At 38.1% G+C, this 19,580-nt stretch carries 22 protein-coding genes and 1 pseudogene; 3 read left to right on the top strand and 20 right to left on the bottom strand.

All coding sequences use genetic code 11. From position 1 onward, the window contains the following. Positions 1–71: 71 nt before the first annotated feature. Positions 72–713, bottom strand: coding sequence for an NAD(P)H-binding protein (locus H5S39_RS01020; protein WP_182595228.1), 642 nt, complete (start codon positions 711–713; stop codon positions 72–74). A gap of 17 nt (positions 714–730) precedes the next feature. Next, positions 731–1,591 (bottom strand): aldo/keto reductase, encoded by an 861-nt coding sequence (locus H5S39_RS01015; RefSeq protein ID WP_182595227.1) that lies wholly within the window; start codon positions 1,589–1,591, stop codon positions 731–733. 125 nt (positions 1,592–1,716) lie between these two features. On the opposite strand from H5S39_RS01015, the gene H5S39_RS01010 reads away from it, so the two are divergent. Further along, positions 1,717–2,592, top strand: coding sequence for a LysR family transcriptional regulator (locus H5S39_RS01010; RefSeq protein WP_182595226.1), 876 nt, complete (start codon positions 1,717–1,719; stop codon positions 2,590–2,592). Between the two features lie 46 nt (positions 2,593–2,638). Here H5S39_RS01010 and H5S39_RS01005 read toward each other — a convergent pair whose 3' ends face one another. The 10 genes and pseudogenes from H5S39_RS01005 to H5S39_RS00970 all read right to left on the bottom strand — a co-directional run bounded on the left by H5S39_RS01005 (position 2,639) and on the right by H5S39_RS00970 (position 9,632). Then, the gene (locus H5S39_RS01005; RefSeq protein ID WP_182595225.1) at positions 2,639–3,682 is read right to left on the bottom strand and encodes a zinc-binding dehydrogenase; all 1,044 of its coding nucleotides are present in this window, start codon (positions 3,680–3,682) and stop codon (positions 2,639–2,641) included. A 164-nt stretch (positions 3,683–3,846) separates the two neighbouring features. Further along, positions 3,847–3,990: a hypothetical protein gene (locus H5S39_RS11545; protein WP_231832853.1), complete on the bottom strand. Its 144-nt coding sequence runs from the start codon at positions 3,988–3,990 to the stop codon at positions 3,847–3,849. Beyond that, positions 3,983–4,108, bottom strand: a complete 126-nt coding sequence (locus tag H5S39_RS11540) for a hypothetical protein (protein WP_259407316.1) — start codon at positions 4,106–4,108, stop codon at positions 3,983–3,985. Before H5S39_RS11540 ends, H5S39_RS11545 begins: the two co-directional genes overlap by 8 nt. 67 nt (positions 4,109–4,175) lie before the next feature. Next, positions 4,176–4,235, bottom strand: a pseudogene (locus H5S39_RS11535) (hypothetical protein); the annotation flags it as partial. Between the two features lie 277 nt (positions 4,236–4,512). Further along, a complete protein-coding gene (locus tag H5S39_RS00995) occupies positions 4,513–5,121 on the bottom strand; it encodes an NAD(P)H-binding protein (protein WP_182595223.1) in 609 nt (202 codons plus the stop codon). A 14-nt stretch (positions 5,122–5,135) separates the two neighbouring features. Then, on the bottom strand, positions 5,136–5,507 hold the full coding sequence (locus H5S39_RS00990) for a nuclear transport factor 2 family protein (RefSeq protein WP_182595222.1): 372 nt from the start codon (positions 5,505–5,507) through the stop codon (positions 5,136–5,138). A 218-nt stretch (positions 5,508–5,725) separates the two neighbouring features. Further along, complete coding sequence (locus H5S39_RS00985; RefSeq protein WP_182595221.1) at positions 5,726–6,607, bottom strand: LysR family transcriptional regulator; 882 nt, start codon at positions 6,605–6,607, stop codon at positions 5,726–5,728. A 54-nt stretch (positions 6,608–6,661) separates the two neighbouring features. Then, a complete protein-coding gene (locus tag H5S39_RS00980) occupies positions 6,662–7,780 on the bottom strand; it encodes a low temperature requirement protein A (RefSeq protein WP_182595220.1) in 1,119 nt (372 codons plus the stop codon). Between the two features lie 112 nt (positions 7,781–7,892). After that, positions 7,893–8,756, bottom strand: a complete 864-nt coding sequence (locus tag H5S39_RS00975; RefSeq protein ID WP_182595219.1) for an aldo/keto reductase — start codon at positions 8,754–8,756, stop codon at positions 7,893–7,895. Between the two features lie 213 nt (positions 8,757–8,969). Then, positions 8,970–9,632 (bottom strand): DNA alkylation repair protein, encoded by a 663-nt coding sequence (locus H5S39_RS00970; protein WP_182595218.1) that lies wholly within the window; start codon positions 9,630–9,632, stop codon positions 8,970–8,972. A 150-nt stretch (positions 9,633–9,782) separates the two neighbouring features. On the opposite strand from H5S39_RS00970, the gene H5S39_RS00965 reads away from it, so the two are divergent. Beyond that, a complete protein-coding gene (locus H5S39_RS00965; protein ID WP_182595217.1) occupies positions 9,783–10,058 on the top strand; it encodes a permease in 276 nt (91 codons plus the stop codon). A 61-nt stretch (positions 10,059–10,119) separates the two neighbouring features. Here H5S39_RS00965 and H5S39_RS00960 read toward each other — a convergent pair whose 3' ends face one another. Then, on the bottom strand, positions 10,120–10,617 hold the full coding sequence (locus H5S39_RS00960; RefSeq protein ID WP_182595216.1) for a prolyl-tRNA synthetase associated domain-containing protein: 498 nt from the start codon (positions 10,615–10,617) through the stop codon (positions 10,120–10,122). Positions 10,618–10,712: 95 nt separating this feature from the next. Between H5S39_RS00960 and H5S39_RS00955 the strand changes: the two genes are divergently transcribed. After that, positions 10,713–11,786, top strand: coding sequence for an ATP-binding protein (locus H5S39_RS00955; RefSeq protein ID WP_182595215.1), 1,074 nt, complete (start codon positions 10,713–10,715; stop codon positions 11,784–11,786). A gap of 42 nt (positions 11,787–11,828) precedes the next feature. Here H5S39_RS00955 and lepB read toward each other — a convergent pair whose 3' ends face one another. The 7 genes from lepB to H5S39_RS00920 all read right to left on the bottom strand — a co-directional run bounded on the left by lepB (position 11,829) and on the right by H5S39_RS00920 (position 19,577). Then, a complete protein-coding gene (gene lepB, locus H5S39_RS00950; RefSeq protein ID WP_182595214.1) occupies positions 11,829–12,434 on the bottom strand; it encodes a signal peptidase I in 606 nt (201 codons plus the stop codon). 128 nt (positions 12,435–12,562) lie between these two features. After that, positions 12,563–13,807 carry a carboxylate--amine ligase gene (locus H5S39_RS00945; protein ID WP_182595213.1) on the bottom strand — a complete coding sequence of 415 codons (1,245 nt, stop codon included), beginning with the start codon at positions 13,805–13,807 and terminating at the stop codon, positions 12,563–12,565. A 23-nt stretch (positions 13,808–13,830) separates the two neighbouring features. Beyond that, positions 13,831–15,381, bottom strand: coding sequence for a UDP-N-acetylmuramoyl-L-alanyl-D-glutamate--2,6-diaminopimelate ligase (locus H5S39_RS00940; protein WP_182595212.1), 1,551 nt, complete (start codon positions 15,379–15,381; stop codon positions 13,831–13,833). 133 nt (positions 15,382–15,514) lie between these two features. Further along, positions 15,515–17,422, bottom strand: a complete 1,908-nt coding sequence (gene asnB, locus H5S39_RS00935; protein ID WP_182595211.1) for an asparagine synthase (glutamine-hydrolyzing) — start codon at positions 17,420–17,422, stop codon at positions 15,515–15,517. A 140-nt stretch (positions 17,423–17,562) separates the two neighbouring features. Continuing rightward, complete coding sequence (locus tag H5S39_RS00930) at positions 17,563–18,321, bottom strand: SDR family NAD(P)-dependent oxidoreductase (RefSeq protein WP_182595210.1); 759 nt, start codon at positions 18,319–18,321, stop codon at positions 17,563–17,565. Positions 18,322–18,338: 17 nt separating this feature from the next. After that, a complete protein-coding gene (locus H5S39_RS00925) occupies positions 18,339–19,058 on the bottom strand; it encodes an IclR family transcriptional regulator (protein WP_182595209.1) in 720 nt (239 codons plus the stop codon). A 141-nt stretch (positions 19,059–19,199) separates the two neighbouring features. Continuing rightward, entirely contained in the window at positions 19,200–19,577 is a 378-nt protein-coding gene (locus H5S39_RS00920) for a winged helix-turn-helix transcriptional regulator (protein WP_182595208.1), read from the bottom strand. Between the last annotated feature and the right edge of the window lie 3 nt (positions 19,578–19,580).

Here is a 19,580-nt window from a genome sequence, read left to right as displayed (position 1 = left end):
CTCTAAAACCCCGCTACAGTTCACGTGTGGCGGGGCCTCCTCTATATCAATTTTGCCAGCTGTCATTTTACCTAATAAAAACTTGGCTTCGTCCATTCAGTATTTGGCTCACCAATTCCCAGGCTTTCCCGGTGGTAATCTTGCTGGCCGATCAATAATTCAGCAGCAAATTTTGCTACGGCTTCCCGAGTAATTTGGGCATCCTTAAACGGTTCACCCTTCTTCGTTACGTCAACGTCAGTTTTGCTTGGGTTATCATATAGCCATGTTGTCCGCAAAATAACGTAGTCTAAGTCAGAATTTTCAATTGCGTCAATCGTATCAACGTAATTTGTCTTCCATACTAGCCCAGTGTGTTCCCGGTACCAAGCTTGAAATGATCCAGCAACTTCCTGGTAAACATCAGGTACTGACATTGCGATTAATCGTTTAACGCCACTCGCATCCAAGGCCTTAATAACCGGGTTAATCAAGTCAGGCGTCGCCACATAAGCTAGAAAGACTGCATCAACGTCATCAAACGCTTCTTGTAGTGCTTGTTCGTCTTTCAAGTCACCATCGACAAAACTGACCCGATCGCCAGCAAACTCGGCTAACCGTTGTTTAGCATTGTGCCCAAATAAAACTAAGTCAGCCTCACTATTATCTAATAGGTAGCGGGTGGTCAGTTGACCAATTCGACCTGTTGCTGCTAAAATTGCGTATTTTGCCATACAATTCAACCTCCTTATTAATTCCGCAGTGCCTTTAAACTTTGACCAAAGATGCTTTCAATAGCCGCCGGATCACGGTGGTCAAAGAATTGACTTTCATTCTTATCAAGACTGCTCATCTTAGCCATATCATCAGCACTCAATTCAAAATCAAAGATATCAAAGTTTTCCGCCATCCGTGCCTTGTGAACCGACTTAGGAATAACGACAATGCCTCGCTGGAGCAACCAGCGCAGAATTACCTGTCCGTTTGCTTTACCATACTTCTTACCAATTTCAGCAATGGTTTCATCAGTGAAAATATCATGCTTACCTTCCGCAAATGGTGCCCATGCTTCTACTTGAATATCCTGCTGCTGAGCAAATTTAACGGCATCATCTTCTTGATACCATGGGGAAACTTCAATCTGATTTAATGCTGGTTTAACATTACTCATTAATTCCAAGTTCATTAGTTGGTCAGGAGCAAAGTTAGAAACCCCGATTGACTTAATCTTGCCTGCCTTTTGCGCTTCAACTAATGCTCGCCATGCACCTGCAACATCACCATAAGGTTGGTGAAGCAAGTACAAGTCCATGTAGTCAAGACCTAACTTTTGCAAAGAATCATCAATTCCCTGCTTGGCCTTCTCGTACGTAAAGTGGTCAACCCAGAGCTTTGAAGTTACAAAAATGTCATCACGATCTACACTACTGTTCTTAATTGCATTGCCAACTGCTTCTTCATTTCCGTAAGCAGCAGCGGTATCAATCAATCGGTAGCCAGTATCCAAGGCATCGGACACTGCCTTTTCAGCAACTTTCAAATCTGGAACTTGAAAAACACCAAAGCCCAATTGCGGCATCTTGTTACCGTCATTCAATGTTACATATTGCATAAAAATGCCTCCCTAAATATTCTTATTACTTAACTGTTCTTAGTATAACTACCATGCAACTGCGTGAAAATTACCTTATTGGTATGTTACTATACAGTTATAGAATAGTAACGAGGTGGAAATTAATGATCGATTTAGAACCCCTTCAGGAATTGGTTACCTTTCAAAAATATGGGACGCTAAGTGCAACCGCCGAACACCTGTTAATCACCCAGCCAACCGTTACCCGCAAAATGAAAAAGCTCGAACAGGAGTTAGGCGTTACCCTTTTTAACCGTCAAGTTAGTAACCATATTACCCTGAACGATACTGGTATATTGGCCGCAAACGAGGCCCAGAAACTTCTCGCTGCCGAACAAAACTTTACTGAAAAAGTCCTCAACTATGACCGACTTAAGAATGAAATTACAGTTGGAACTGTCGCTCCGGGACCAACTAGATTCTTAGAACATATTCAAGAACAATTCAAAATGAATCTCAAAATAAATCATGAGTTGGTAAAGCCTGAGGACGTAATTAACGACCTGCACACGCTTAAAGAAAAGTTGATTTTTACTAATCAAGAAATCAGTACCGACGATATTGAATCAATGTATCTAGGAATCGAGTATCTTGGTGTTGGAATTGATAAATTTAATCCTTTGTCCCAAAGGGAAAGTGTTTCTTTTGGAGACCTCCAAGGGTTAAGTTTCATTCTCATGTCCGATATTGGTCCTTGGCAAAAGGTCGTAGAAGATAATATTCCCCATGCCTCATTTTTCTACCAGGAGGACCTTAAAGCATTAAGTCAAATTAGTCGCTACTCTAGTTTTCCATTCTTCTTCTCCAACTTAACCGAAGCAACCTCCGCAACGACAAGCCGTTTCGATAACGATAACCGTAATACCGTTAAAATTAATGATCCCAATAATCAGATCGAGTTTTACGGTTCCTACCTCAAATCAGAGCGCAAAAATGTCCAACCATTACTAAAAAAACTGGCCCAACAGTGGCCTGAATAGAATCTGAGATGTAAAAAGCTGACCCTAAAAATGGATCAGCTTTTTATTATTTATCGTTTACAATCAGTAGTGATTTAATTGCTTTACGATTACTCATTGCCTCATAGGCATCTTCAATTTGATCAAGCGTAAAGCTCTTCGTAAAGACCTTTCCTGGATTAATCTTACCATAAAGAACCGCCTGGAGAAGGACTTCCTTATCGGGTTTAGTAACGGAGGCAATTCCACCGCGCAGCCCCACATTCTTCCAGAAGAGCTGGTTAGAACTTGGCTCGGTTTGTGGAACACCAACCCGACCAATTACCGCACCTGGCCGTGTAATTTGACCGGCTTCTTCAATTGAACTAGTAGCACCAACACACTCGAGAACCGCATCGGCACCGGCATTTTCCTTGGTTAAAGCTAAAACATCCTTAACCGCTTGGTCCCCTTTTGAAGAAACAATGTCAGTTGCACCAAATTCCTGTCCTAGTTCAGCCCGGTCTTGGTGGTGACTAATCAAAATAATCTTTTCAGCACCCAATAACTTGGCACCAATTACACCGCAAAGGCCAACCGCACCATCACCAATTACAGCAACCGTGTCGCCCTTCTTCACTTCTGCACTTTTAGCGGCGTGGAAACCAGTTGCCATCACATCCGCAAGGGTCTGCAGGGAAGCCAGTTGTTCGTCTGTATAATCTGCCGGTTTGCCCGGAATCTTCACTAAACCGGAATCTGCAGGCTCATACTTCATAAATTCGGCTTGGTAACCACCATTGGTTCCTGGCTTTTGGTTCAAGCAGTTACCCTCAAAACCATTGACACACGCAACACAGTGACCACAACCATGGGTAAACGGAACAATTACAAAATCATTTGGCTTGATGTTTTTAACATCCGCACTAACCTCTTCGACAACCCCGATTGCCTCATGTCCTACTAATGAATTCGGTTCACGCTTAGAAATTCCCCGATACCACCATAAATCGGAGCCACAAACACTTGCCCGAATAACCCGAATAATTGCCTGATTCTCACCATCGATTTGTGGCTTAGGAACTTCCTGTACCTCAACTTGACCTGGCTTAATAAAAACTGCTGCTTTCATTTTTAAACCTCCATTCTACTCACAGTATAGGTTCTCTAAAACTATAATTAAATTACTCTTTAAGTATAATGCTATACCATAAACGAATAATGCTATTTACCTTGCCTTTTGAACACGTACGATATTACTAGTTGCCACCAGTGCAATTACCGCATAAATAAGCATCACTCCCGCTGCCATATTAAATGACTTGGCATACGAGCTAATGCTACAACTGTAATTGCCAAACTCACTGATTGTCCGGTCTGGTGGAAAGTGTTAACAACTCCAGAGGCAGAACCAGCAATATCAGGTGTAGTATTAAGCAACCCCCAATGATGTCAATGGACTCATCGCAAAGCCTTGACCAATCCCCACTAGAATAAGTGGAACTGCTAGTGATAACCAGAAACCACGTTGCACACCAACTAGAACAATCCATACCATTGCTATTAATTCCTTGATATACTTCAGCAGTATCAAAAAAACGATATCCTAAGTCGTACGCCTGACGAATTGTTTTAACTGCTGTTGCTTCATCCGTTGGTTTCCCATAACCTAAAGTGAAAACCATACATCCCAAACCGATTGACGTTACTTTTAAGTCATTTCCTAATATTCTAGTCTGCATCTTATTCCCTCCAATTTTTAATTTAATTATAGGTTGAGGGAGAGTTCACAAAAATTACTGTTTTCATATGGCTTTATGCATTTTTCGTATAGTAAAAGTCCTAATTTCTTACCAAATAAAAATGCTGCAAATTGAGCAGCACTCTTTTACTTCATTTATCCCTTAGTGATTACCGCCTTAAATCTTGTAACCAACTATAAAATTTAAGATGGCAACCGCATTACAATGACCGAGGCGTATTAATTCCCACACTATCCCGCGAATAAAGGGTATCGTCATTTACTAGCTTAGTCACCAAATCAGCAATCGAACTAATCGAAACGTCATGTCCACCAAATGGTTCTCCTTTGCGGGTTACTTCATAGTTAACTGGACCACCGGTGAACCATCCCGGACGCACAACCGTATAATTCAAGTCAGATGATTCAATCGCATCAGCCGCATCCCGGTACGTTTGAAGGACTGGATTACTTTCAAGGTTACCGCCAGCACCAACGGAAACGGGAATTTCATTGTAAATTCCCATCGAAGTAATAAATACTAACCGTGAAACATTATTCCGATCCATCGCTGCAACAATTTTCTTGGCGTATGCACCTAAGTTGCCACTTAATGCTGCAAAAACAGCATCTTGGCCTGCCATTACCTTATCGAGATCAGAATCATTCATTACATTTCCACTAACAACTGTTTCCCGACTAGAATCAACTACATTAATCCGCCCTGCAGAACGGGCAAATAGTGTCAAATGATCATTGGTTTCATTTAACACCGTTTCAGTTACTGCCTTGCCAAGGGTTCCAGTTGCACCAATAATTAAAATATTCATTCTTTTTTCCTCCTCTAGTAAGTACTAGCAATTTGATTAGCAATTAGCCATTGCCCAGCAATCTTTGTAAATTCCATTTTCATCTGTAAACGCCATGTCCCAATCGCACTTCCCCAGATGCTAGCCTTAACCTGATTTTGACCGGTCAAACTAGCCCGATCGTCAGTAATCTTAATATCCTTAATACTGTCTTCCAGTGACGAATAGTATTTCATTTCACCATTTTGAATCTGGTCAATCCATTCTAATTTAGGTTGGACATAGCCAGTCATATGCTGGAGTTGCATGGTTGGAGCAAGAATTCGATTTAACGTTGTAATATCTTGATTAACCATCGCCTGGTTCTCTAAACGGTAAAGATGAATAATTTCTTCCTTATCTGTCATAATGACTATCAATCCTTCCCTCTTTCGTTTTTACTGATTGTCTATATGATAACGAGGATCATTTCCAGAACCAATTCCAATTCAGAATAGCATTCATAAGTAAAACTTATTAAAAAAGTAACAGAAAACACAAATAGGCATCTAAGGTTCGGCTTTACCGGACTTTAGATGCCATTTATATCAAACAAAGCGAGCCAATACCTCAGCCCGCTCCATAACTATTTGAATTGTTTTTTTAATATCTCTGCAAATTTTTCAACATAGTATCCTGAATTATTATTTTTCCAATAAGCATAATAATTCTGTCGAAGTAACGTATCACCATTATACAGTGGTACTGTTTTAACAATACTCTGATTAACGATGTCTTTAGTGCGGCTGTTAACCACAAAATACCCTTGGTTAGCTACTACCATCATCTGGGCTTCATCAATTGTGGTTGCAACTAGAAACCGACTTTTTATGCCGAGAACTTCCCGATAGTATTTCTCTTCCTCATCTTTTTGAACTGATCCCACTACCAGAATACATGGTAAATTCGCCAAATCAGTCGTTGTGAGGTACTCTTTACTCATAATTCTGCTCGATGGTAATACTGCCACAAAATCAGCTTTGATCAGAAATTCATTATGATATTCATTTGATAGTGCCCGTCGTTGATCAGAGAAATTTAAGTCAATCTGATCTTCCCTCAGTAACTGAAAGAGTTGTTCATGGGTTCCACTATTAATTTTGACATTCACACCTGGATACTTCTGCGAAAACTCCGCAACAGCTTTTAAAAATTCCTTCGCACCAAAATCAATTAAATAACCTAAACGAAGGGTAAACTGTTGTTGCTGGTTAGCAATTTTAACTGTTTCATCGATTAATTCTGTCGTTTCCCTAGTAATCTCTAATGCCCGCCGATAGAAATGTTCACCGGCTGGCGTAAGGGTAAAACTTCGCCCCTGTCGATTAAGTAACTTAACACCAACAGTATTTTCAAGTTCTTTAATTTGTTGTGAGATCGCGGACTGGGAAATATTACAGTCCAGCGCTGCTCGCGTGAAATTATGGTGCTCCACAACAGCAATAAAATATTTCATCTGTTGAAACATTATTCTTCCTCAATTCTGATTACTACGCTTAATTAATTTTGACTATCGAGCAACCTATGATGGTAAACTCATTCGCTGGTTTAAAAATTGAACTAAAACACCTGCATTAACGATGATCACTATTGCAGCAATCACCGTAATAGCATTGAATTGACCAATGTTTAGTGAGATACCATATCCTAACAAAACAGTCAAAATAAAGCTAATTCTTATTAACCAATTTACCTGTAAATGTGGGTAATTATAATAATTAGCAATCGCCAAACCAATGTAAAATAAGCCAATTCCAAAGTAAAGCACGCTAATCGCAAACGGCATTTTAGCTGCTGGCTCATTAATAAATTTTAGTGCAACGGTAACCAAGCTTAGGCCAAAAATAATAAAATAATGCAAATAAATTAGTAGGTTACCCGTTTCTTGCTGACGGTGTTCGTCAATCAAATGGTCAAACTCAACAATATAAGTAAAGAAAAGACCAACGACAATCATAAAAATAAAAATTGACGATAACGATAAACTTTCTTGGGTAAAGTAATCAGCAATTCCCACGATTGTTTCACCAAACATCACGATTATTAAGGCTGTTAACCGTTCAAGAAGATGAGAAAAGATTATTGGATGATGCTTAGTGTATTTTCCAGTAAAAGCTGGTGTAATCCAACTAATAATAATTCCGACCAAAGCAATCGTAATACCAATTGAATTATAAAATAGACCACCAATTAGAAGAACAATTGTCCGAAAGCCTAAAATTCCAGTGAATGCTACCGCTATTTTCTTGTCAATTTCCGTTTTTACTTGAAAAAAGGTAATTAAATATTGCAAACAAAGCGTTAATGATAATAACCCAGCCGCAATAAAAAAGGTTTCTAATCGTCGGTCAAAGGTTGCCGTAAATGCATTGGACATATAAAGTACGATTGCCATATCAACAAACGAAAACATGATATTAGTCCATGACGACTTCCCATAACGATTAGTAAAAACCATCTGGACCATCCAAGAATTGATAAAGACCACAATTACTAGAATGAAAATAACAATTGTTGAAGAATTTAATACTCCATTATGTAAGTGGTGCAATAATTCAGTTGCTCGCGAGACCATGTAAACAAATACTAGGTCATAAAATAATTCGACTAACGAAACTCGCTTAGTTAATGTCTCTACCACAGCTAATCCTCCATTCTAATGGTTAGAATAGCAAAATTGGCAAGTAAGCTCAATTAAAAAAGCTATTTCATCAATCGGTGAAGTAGCTTTTTACTTATACTCATTAACTATCCTACATTTTACCGCCATAAACAGGGAAGACATCTGCATCCCCATAATCTAACGGCTTTACTCTTCTCAATTCATCCATATCTTCTTCTGAAATTTCAAAATCAATTTCTGCATTCTCTTTCATATGTTGCGGATTAGCAGTCTTAGGCAACACAATCATGCCTAACTGCCAATCATAGCGAATACATAATTGTGGAACTGAAACATTGTACTTTTGTGCCATTTTCGTAATTACTGGATTATCCAAAGCAGCTCCATGAGCAACTGGTGAATAGGCTTCAATCGCTATGTTATAGTTTCGGGCAAAACTAAGCAAGTTAAATGGCGTATGACCAATGTGTGCTAAAACCTGATCAACAGCTGGGACCGTTTCACTATTTTTAATAATATTTTCCAAGTCAGACTCATTAAAATTAGAAACCCCAATTGTGCGAATTTTCCCTTCACTAACGGCGTCTTCCATTGCTCGCCAAGCAGCCAAGTTTCCTTCAAGGTAGCGGTTATCAGATTGGTTGACTTCTTTCCATGGTTGCGGGCTATGAATAATCATCATGTCAATGTAATTAAGTCCCATTTTTCTGAGTGTTTCATCAATGGACTTCTTTGTTACATCATAGTCCTTATGCTCTGCCGCAATCTTAGACGTTACAAAAATTTGATCACGATCAATATCGGCAGTCCGAACACCTTCACCAACGCCGCGTTCATTGCCATAGGCTTGCGCTGTATCAATGTGCCGATAACCGATCTTGATTGCGTTACGAACAGCTTCGGTAACTTTATTATCATCAACCAACCAAGTCCCTAACGCAAACTTAGGAATCGCGACACCGCTATTTAATGTAATTGTTTCATCCAAAATCATTCTAATCCGTCCTTTCACGATCAAAGTTCCACCTATAAAACCATTGTCGCTACTTTAGGGATGAATGTAAAATAGTAAGCCTTGAAATTACGCCAATTCATTTCTTTATGCCATTTTGGATTCCATTAATCAATTCAGGACGTTGGTTCCCTTTTATTAAATTTCTATTTGATAGATTTTGATTAAAAGCTAACATTTTTCATCCCCGTCTAATCACTTTAAATACTTACTACCCTCACGAATTGATAGAGTAGCAAGCTGTTTTTTATTTGCAGCAATAAAATCAGCCACCCATTGCGGATTAGTCTTTGAATAGTCTCTCAGTGCCCAGCCGATTGCTTTATTAATAAAGAATTCCTTACTATTTAGATTGTTTTTTATAATTTGCGATAATAGATCAGTATTCATTTTATCTTTCCGTAATAACTGATATTCAATCGCTACCCGTCGAACCCAGAAATTACCATCTTGAGACCACTTTAACATTAATTCATCAACTCTAGAGTCCTGCAGTCCCAAGTAGCTAATAGGTTTTACTAGCGTATCAATTGTATCCCACCATTGTTTTGACCGAACATAATTTTCAATCCGTATAATATCTTCATAGCGAAGAAACTTTTTCATTGCAATCAGATAATCACAAACAAAATACTGCATCTCACGATACTGATCATCCCAACATTGATTTAATAGTTGCCAGTCAATTTGTTTTGTTTTTTTAGCTGCTAATAATCCTTGGTGATAAATATCCTTTCGTGGCTTTGTGCGATAACCATAAAATTCAAATTGATTACGCATGTATTTTTTCATTCCCTGGGCAGCCTGCAGATCAACTGATTCAACAAACTTCTTTTTCAATGCTTGGTAGTTAAGCATAATAATCTCTTCCTTCTACTCTTTAAATCACCCTGGCTTAAGTTTCTTCTCATAATAATAGCAATTTTTCTTATCAATAGACAGCCTCATCATTTTAGCCTTTTTCCTAATCCAGTTTCTTAGTCTAGGATGGGAGCTATAGGGACGACAATGGGAAATACTATGACCGACACTCTTAGCGTCATTGACAAACAATCACAACCACAAGGAAATGCGATCCTTGATACAGTTCAACAATTTGCCGGCGCAGTTGGGACGTCAATCACTTCAGCAATTGTCACTTTTTCTCAACAGGCAAGTCATTCTAAAGCAGATCTTCCTACTACTATTGGTACTAGAAATGCCTACTGGGTATTAGTTGCTGCTGCAGTACTACTCGTTTTAATCATGGTTCGCTATGCCTCAAAGAAAAAGCATAATCTTTAACTAAAAAAGGTGGATGAGAATAATCTAAATATTCCCAATCCACTTTTTTGATTGTAAACAATTACTTTAAATCAATTATTTTTGGTTCATACCCCTGCTCCTTAATAAACTTCATTAAATCAGTCGTCTTGATAAAAATTGTATGCGTATTTACATTCGGGTGAAAAGTTAGGATTGGATCTTCATCCAACATTTCTTTATCAAAGTAAACTTGAACATTGTGGGCTTCATTATTCATCAAGCCAAATGGCGAAACGACGCCAGCAACCGAACCTAATTGCTCCTTTAAATCATCAGGACGCGCCATCGATACTCGCTTAGCACCCGTCAGTTCTTCAAACTCCTTAAAGTTCATTGGTTTTTTATCATCTAAAATTACAAGATAAAAATGCTTCTTTTTTCCTTTCAGAAACATTGTCTTCGTCCGTACACCCTCGCGTCCTTCAATATACTTATCCGCTTCTTCGGTTGTTTCGGCTGCGGGATGATCAACCATTCCATATTTAATTTCCAACTGATCTAACTTCTTGATTACTTGCTCGTATGTTCCCATTGCCATTACTATTACCGCCCTTCTTATATTCTATTATATCAAGAAAACGATTACTTTTATTAAATCTCAATTATGGTAAAAAGGTTTAAAAGGAGAATAACATGAAAAATAATCCGTTCAACCCAACTTTTGGCGATGTTCCTGCTTTATTTTTAGATAAGGATCAACAGGTTAGTAAATTAACCACTCTTATTCAAAACAGTCCCTTCGCTCGATCATTTTTTATTACCGGTGTTCGTGGTTCAGGAAAAATAGCTTTTTTAACCCGTGTCAGTAGGAACTTTCAAAATGACCCTAACTGTTACACAATCGATTTATTAAACAAGGAGGGAATACTTACTAGTCTTGCTCGTCAACTATATGACTTAAGTAAACCCAAGGCAACTCAGATTTTCGATAGTATCAAATCAATTTCACTTGGTGGGATTGGCATTAGTCGTGATACAGAGGCTCCTAATGTAGATCAAATGTTAGACCACCTTATGATTCACATAAAAAAACAGCACAAGTATGTAGTGATAACAATTGATGAAGTAACAAATTCAAAACCCATCCGCGATTTTGCTCAGGTTTTCAATGCACTAAAAAGAAAAAGTTATCCTATTTTGGTAATTATGACTGGTTTACCCGATTTAATTCTTGATATTCAAAATAACGAGAAATTAACATTCCTATTGCGCTCCGAAAAAATCAACATGGTTCCCCTTAGTGTTGCAGATATTTCTATTAACTATATGCAAGTCTTCAATTGTTCTTTGGAAGAAGCTGGCAAGTTAGCAAAAATGACTCTTGGATACTCCTATGCATTTCAGCTACTCGGTTTCTTGATCTTTGAAAAGATGAATAATCAGCCCTTTAATTCAACTCTAATCGATACGGTTACCCCACTTTATCAAACTCTTTTATTTGAAAATGCTTATCAAAAAATATTTGTGGGCCTATCTGAGCTAGACCGCCAATACTTAATTGCTGTAAATGGTCACCATAAATTAATAGAAATAAGTAAAATTATGAATAAAAATAAAGTTTTTGTTTCCCAATACCGACGACGAGCAATAGAACGGCACCTTGTTTACCCTAGTGGATATGGATATGTGGACTATACATTGCCTTTCTTCGCCCAATACATCGAACAAATTCAAAATCTGGATTCCCCATACTATTTAGGATATTAAAAAGGATAGTAGCATCTCTCGTTTCTGCTACTATCCTTTTTGTTATTTAGCGTAAAAGTGTTGCCATTCTTTATTGACGTTTTCACGAGTTGTCTTTGTACCAGCCCACGATGGAACCTTTACAACACCATCGACTTTACTCTTAGGAACAAATCCCCAATAACGCCCATCGTTAGAAACGCTCCGGTGATCACCAAGAACAAAGTACTCACCCTTTGGTACCTTCGTCGCACCACTGTGTTTTAACCAACTATTCTGAACCGAAACACTCCGTAAGGTCCAATCTCCAGTACCTGTTGTCCGCTGGCTCTTGCTAATGTAATCCTGATTAATCTTCTTGCCATTAACATAAATATTACCATTCTTTGAACTAACAGTATCACCAGGAAGGCCAATAACCCGCTTGACGTAGTCGGTCTTTACTGACACCTGCGGATCAACACCATTAGCGTCAAATACAATTACGCTTCCATGGTGGATTTTAGCGGTCTTTAAACAAAATACTCGTTCATTATTTTGTAAATTTGGCTGCATCGATGGCCCGTCTACTCGAACAATCTGGAAAAAGAACTGTTTAATTACTAATGCGATTATTAACCCAATTATAATGGGAACAATCCAACTCATCGCTTCACGAAATGATTTCATTTTAATTCCTCAATTTCTTTACTTAACTAGTATTAATCATACAACTAGTAGCGGAAGCTGGAAAGTTTTTTATAATAAATAAAACACAATTTTCATATTTACCTACACCAGCAAATATAAAATCCTAATTATTTCTTTTCAATAAAGTACTTTTCAAAGTTCTTCTGGTAATTGTGGTTAATCCGTTGTTCCATTATCCACCGCATGAGGTTCATATCCTTATCATAGTGGAATGTGGTTCCATAGCGACCTTCCTTAATAAGCTTTTCAGCCTGTTGCTTAATCTCATTATCCTTAGCGTATTGCAAGAATGTCTTCTTTGAAACGCCTAGCCATAGCTTATACTGGTCCTCGTTTTTATTTCCATAAATTGTCTCTTGATCCTTGAGATTATCAAATACATAATCTTCAACCGGGAACGTAGCAAGCTGATAACCGTTTAATGATACAAAGAAACTGCTTCGCCCTTGTCGCGGATTAAGATCGAACACCTTAAATTGCTTATCACGTCGGTCATACTTTAAGTCAAAGTTAACAAAACCGGTAAATTCAACACTCTCGAGAAAATTCTTGATATTATCATAAATCTGCTGGTCATAGGCTGGCATAATTGCAACATAGTTACCAACATTCGCCGGATTACAATCTTCAAGCAACGGATGGCCAAGGCACATCATCTTTACTTTATGATCTTTATCAACATAGCAATTAATTGTTCGCATATTACTATCATCACCTGGGATGAACTCCTGTAATACTAAATCACCTTTATAAGGACTGTGTTCATAAATAATTTCAAGAACTTTTGCCAACCGTTCCGGAGTCTTAATAATATATGCTTTTTCATACCCTTCAAAGTTTCCTTTGTGCCACTGGACGGCATCGGCCGCTTTAAGCGCAATCGGGAAATCGAATGGTGACTTATAATGCTTATAATCAAGATCCGGTTTTAGAATATCAGTCTTAGGATAAGGGAGACCATATTCTTCACAGACGTTATAGAATTTTTCCTTATCAGTCAAGGTAGCTACTTCGTCATAATCGGCGTAGGGACAATACATATGCTGAGATAATTCTTTCCGATTCTTCGCAACTAATTCAGTATAATCGTCACCACAACTAATCAATACAGTCTTTTTCCCTTGCTTAGCGAATTCTTCAGCTGCCTCAATTAGGACCTTTGTAAATACTTCTGGTGATTGCAAATTTTCATTATAATGTAATTCGACAATTTTTGAGTACCGGGTAGGAGCTAACGGTTGCCGTGCATATAGTTGTGATTTAATTCCGTATTTTTCATACATTGAACGTGCCATTCCATATGCATTAAAATCACTTCCAAGAATCAATGGAACAAAAGGTTGCTCGCTCATTTTAAATTCCACTCCTCTTTCCTTTATTTTTCAAGCTGATCAATATAGTCTTGAGCAATTTTTACATCAGTTGGATAAGGTGTGTCTTGACCCTTAATTTTCTGATATGGATCCTCACCTTTTCCTGCAAGGACTACAATATCATCATTTTGGCTTTCGTCAATTGCCATTTTTATTGCTGTTTCCCTATCCATTTCAAATTGAATATTGCTTACCTTATCATGATCAATATATGAATCTATTTCCCGGGCAATTTTCATCGGATCCTCATATCCTGGATCATCAGTTGTCAAAATAACTTCATCTGGTTGTTCTTCCGTCAAAGCCTTTCCAAATCCAGAGCGACGAGAAATCCCCTTGTCACCGGTAGCACCTAAGACAACTGTTACTTTACCAGCATTTGTTTGGCGCTTTAAAAAGGCTAACAAACGCTTAAGGCTAGCATAGTTATGGGCATAATCAACATAAATAGTTCCATGGTGCTGACTATTTATCATTTCCATCCGTCCGCGAATGTGTACGTGATCTAATGTTGCTACTGCGTCTGCAGTCTTCGCTCCTGCTAAACCACTTGCAATAATTGCGGCCACCGCGTTTCCTTCATTGTAGTCACCAGGAACACTAGTAGTATAACGATTATCCAATTGTAGTTTCTTTGCCCTATCAGTTAATGCTGCTAGTTCAAATTCACTCTCGTGTAAATCTTCTAAATCATTTCGGTATTCAAAGTCTACTTCAACCCCTGCTGGTAGTTTCACCTTTGCTCCTCTTCGTGCAAATAAATAAATATTTTCCGGTTGAGTAGTTGCTTTAGCTGTGTAATAGACATCCGTGAAATTAGCCGTTTCTGCATTAATCAAACAAATCTCTGAATTTACTAGCAGCTGCTCTTTACAATGTAAATAATCAGCAAATGTTGGATGTTCATTACGACCGATATGGTCTGGGGAAATATTAAGGAAAATTCCTACATTGTATTTTAAGCCGTATATCCGGTTCTTTTTATACGCCTGTGACGACACTTCCATTACTAGGTGCGTCATCCCATTATTAACGGCCACCCGCATATCATGAAAGAGGTCCAGCGATTCTGGCGTTGTTAAATCAGACTTAAATTTGTCACCTGGCTGGTTACCAAGGACCCGATCAAGTGTTGAGAATAATGCAATATGTTTATCAGTACTTTTAGCTAGGATGTGGTCTGCAAAGTATGCAGTTGTTGTTTTTCCCTTTGTACCGGTAATTGCAATAATGAATAAATCATTTTGCGGATATCCATAAAACGCGGCACCAAGTAATGCCATCGCTTTTTGTTCATCCCTTACAATAATTGCCGGAATATCTCCACCTTCAGGATGTTCTTTCTCTGCAACATATGCAATTGCCCCATTTTCTCTAGCTGATGCTAAATATTGAGGTTGAAAATTGCCTTTGCAAAAAAATAACGTTCCTGGTTGTACCTTTCGTGAATCGTACGACACGCTAGTTGCAGTAAAATCGGTTAAATTACTAACATGGTCCAGTAAATGGTGCTCGCGCAATAATGCTAAAGCCGGTGTAATATGCAATTCCATTTTGCAAACATTTCTCCTTAATTTCAATCTGTTTTATATTATATTCCAAAAACAAACTAAGAAATACTATTCAAATAAAAAGGAGGCATTGAAGAGTCTAAAGCTCCTCTCCAGCCTCCTTTTCGCTATTTAATTATGCTTCTTGCTTAGCTTTATCAATTGATGATTCGTCAGGTTGGAAGTTATCAATAAAGTACAACTTGTACCATGTTAAGAACGTGTAGATTGTCCAAATCTTCCGTCGACCATCAACCTTACCTTCAAAGTTATCGTCAGCAAGCTTGAGTAATTTTTCTTGATCAAAGAATTCTTTAACAAAATCCTGTTCAAACAAGTCCCGTACTTCTTGGTAATACTTCTTTTCACGAAGCCAAGCACGAACCGGTGTTGGGAAGCCCATCTTAGGACGAGTAGCCCATTCTTCTGGTAAGTGACGGTTAGCCGCCATCCGGAATGCCCACTTTGTATCTTTGTAGTTAAAGAGGTACTTAGTTGGCGTTGTTTCAGCAACCTTCATTACTTCTTTATCAAGCAATGGTACCCGGATCTCAACTGAGTTTGCCATACTCATCTTATCTGCCTTTAGACAAATATCACCAGGCATGAAACGATGTAAGTCAATGTATTGTTTTTTAGCAACTTCATCGATATCTTTATCTTCCATCTTGTCAAATAATGGGTTGAGGATATCAGCAATTGTTGGGCCACAATTAAATTCCGGTTTCAAATAGTCAGCAGCTTCATCTGGACTAAAGATATAAGCTTGACCAATGAAAGTATCACGAGCTGGAGCCAGATTACGGTACATGTGCTCTTGACCGTGGAAATGCTTGCCCTTTAACCATTCTGCAAACTTGTAGCGCCGTTCACGCGGCATCTTCTTTAACTGGTCAGTAACCCAACGAATAAACTTAACTTTTGTATTGAAACCATAGTCAATGTATCCAGCAAAAAGTTCATCGGCTCCTTCACCAGAAAGAAGAGCTTTATAGCCATTGTCCTTCGCTAACTTGTTTAGGAAGTATAGCGGAACTACTGATGGGTTTGAATCTGGTTCATCTAAGTAGTATTGAATCAATGGGAACGCGTGAAATGCTTCCTCATTTGTTAGCTTTTCATCAGTATTTTTCAAGTCCATCTTAGCAGCTAATTCACGGGCCTGTTTAGTTTCGTCGTAAGTACTATCAAAACCAATTGAGAACGTATTGTTTGGCCGCATCAAAGCAGTTACTAGACTTGAGTCAACCCCTGCAGATAGGAATGAACCAACCTTAATTCCATTATCTGCATAAGTGTGTGCCTTAACTGAGTTTTTCACTACATCATCAATTTTATTAACAGCTTCATCGAAACTTTCATTTTCTGGTGCAAAATCTTCGTCCCAGTACTGTTCCATTTCAAATTTGCCATCTTTGTAAGTAAAGTAGTGTGCCTCAGGAAGACGGTAAACGCCCTTAAAGAAAGTCTCCTGGGTAACTGGGTACTGGAAAGTCATGTATGGCTTTAAGGCTTCCTTATTTAATTCTTTTTCAAAATTAGGATGGTCAAGGAAAGCCTTGATTTCAGAGCCAACAAAAAATGTCCCATTCATCTTAGCGTAGTATAGTGGCTTGATTCCGAAGTGGTCTCTAGCACCAAACATTTCCTTGGTCTTAAAATCCCAAATGATGAAGGCAAACATCCCACGAAGCTTATTAACTACTTGCTTGCCCCATTCTTCATATCCGTGCAAGATTACCTCGGTATCGGCATGAGTACTAAAGGTATGCCCCTTGCTGATCAATTCTTCCCGTAGTTCTTCAAAATTGTAAATTTCACCGTTAAATTCAATTGCCTTTGAGCTATCCTCATTAAAAATTGGCTGGTTTCCTGACTTTACATCAATAAAGCTTAGCCGACGGAAGCCAAGAGCAACATCATCATCTACATATTGTCCTTCAGCATCTGGGCCCCGGTGAATAATCCGATCTTTCATCTTTTTGATTAATTGATCTTTAATTTGTGGTTTTTCATTATCAACAAATGCAACAATCCCACACATTATAAATGTCCTCTTCTTTCTCTTAGATTCACGGATCACAAAACAGTTATTTTTAATTCGTTATTAAAACTCGAACCTAAATTATACCATAATTCCGTTACTAAAAATGTATTATTAGCTGCTCTTAAATAAATATTTAATTACTGTCTCGGTTGCCCGCTAAAGATGCCAAATCCTGCTGTTACTGGTAAATTAATTCCTGTAATCGCATGTGCAGTTTCATCATTACTCAAAAAATAAGCTGCCTGAGCAATATCTATTGGTCTAGCAATATAGCCAAGCGGACTTGTCTTTCGGTATTCTTGCTGGACGCTTATTGGATTTTGTTTAAACATCGCTGTTTCAGTTGCACCTGGACATATATTATTTACACGAATACCATATTTCCCATAATCCAATGCCATTGATCGTACTAGATTAACCACTGCCCCTTTTGCTGCATTATATGGTGCAGATGAATAATCACCAAGAAGGCCAGAAACTGATGCTATATTCAAAATTGACCCATTTTTTCTTTCCATCATTTTTGGTACAAAATACTTTGTCATTAAAAAGACAGCATTAAGGTCAACAGCAATTACTTTATTCCATACGTTCTCCGATAGCTTATCAACACGACCTTGAACAAAAATACCAGCATTATTGATAATTGCATCGGCGTGATCAAAATGATGATACGTCTCTTTTACCAAATTTTGAATAGAAAAAGCATCAGTAACATCTGTTGAGATAAAGATGATTTTGTTTTTTACATCTTTCTGTCTGATTTTACTTGCCTCTCGTTCTCCCTTATCCTTATTCCGCCCTGCCATTACAATATTCCATCCTTTCTGATAGAACAGTTCACTCATTCTTAGTCCCATTCCAGTTGCGGCACCAGTAATTACAACAGTTTTCATAAAACTTCCTCCATAAATTAAATGATATGACTAATAACGTCACTTAGCTTCGTCAACTGATTCTTTAACGCTTTAATTTGGCGACGCTTAAGGAGGTCACGTTGAGCAGAAATTCCTAAAACGGCTACTGCTTGTTCATTTTGGAGAATTGGGACAGCCAAACACCTCGTACCAAGTTCTTTCTCCTCATCATCCAATGCATAACCTTGCTGGTGAATTATATTAATCGCTTGCTTTAAGTCCAATTGGTCTCGAAGGGTAAACTTTGTTCCGCCATTATAAGCCACTGATTTGAGCATACGAGTTTGTTCTGCTGGCGATTGAAATGCTGTCCAACATAATCCCATTGCACTTAAATTTACTGGTAAAGTTTCAGCTAACATTTCTAAGTCCTCAGGATGATTAATCCGCGGAACTACTTGTACAATAATAATCTGGCCATAATTTTCGACCCCAATATAAACTGGGAAATCTTTTTCGCCTATAAACTTAGTTGCTAACGCTGTAATTTGCCAACCAGCTTGGATACCAATCCGATCGATTGAGCGCCAGTAGTAGCGATGATCAACTACTGCTGCTTTTCCTAGATAAACAAGTGTTGCTAATAAACGAAAACACGTTGCTTGTGGTAACGATACTTTTTGACAAATCTCTTTTAACCTGACACCTGGATTACTTTTTATATAATCTTCAACTTGCTTAGCTTTAATTAAAGTTTTAGATAATTTCACACTCATTGTTTAAACCTCATGTCGATACAATAATAATTTTAACTTTTAAGCGCAATTAAACGCTCATAAATTTCAAATAGTGAAGTTTATAAAAATAGAGCAGGTGCAAAATCTCTACGATTTAACTTCCTACTCTATTAAATAAGGTTATTTCATTTGTAAAAAGCCTGCCTGATTATGATCTAGGATCTCAACTTCATGTCCATTTTGCTGCTCCCGCTGAATTCTCTTTTCACCCCAATCAGACATTGCTAATAAAATATTTCTTAAACTCTTACCTTCATCAGTTAAGGAATATTCTACTCTAGGCGGAACTTGATTATATACCTTCCGATTAACGATACCGTCTTGCTCTAATTCGCGCAATTGCCTTGTTAACACACGCTGTGAAACTTCTGGCATCAACCTACACAACTCACTGGTCCGTAAAGTTTGACCACCTAAATGACATAAAATTACTGGTTTCCATTTTCCACCAATAACATCTAATGTTGCTTCAACTGCTAAATGATATATTTTTCGCATAAG

Origin of the sequence: Limosilactobacillus rudii (assembly GCF_014145455.1) — a bacterium.
GTDB lineage: Bacteria > Bacillota > Bacilli > Lactobacillales > Lactobacillaceae > Limosilactobacillus > Limosilactobacillus rudii.
Note: the sequence above shows the minus strand (reverse complement) of the source record. Positions and strands in the feature narration are given on the sequence as shown.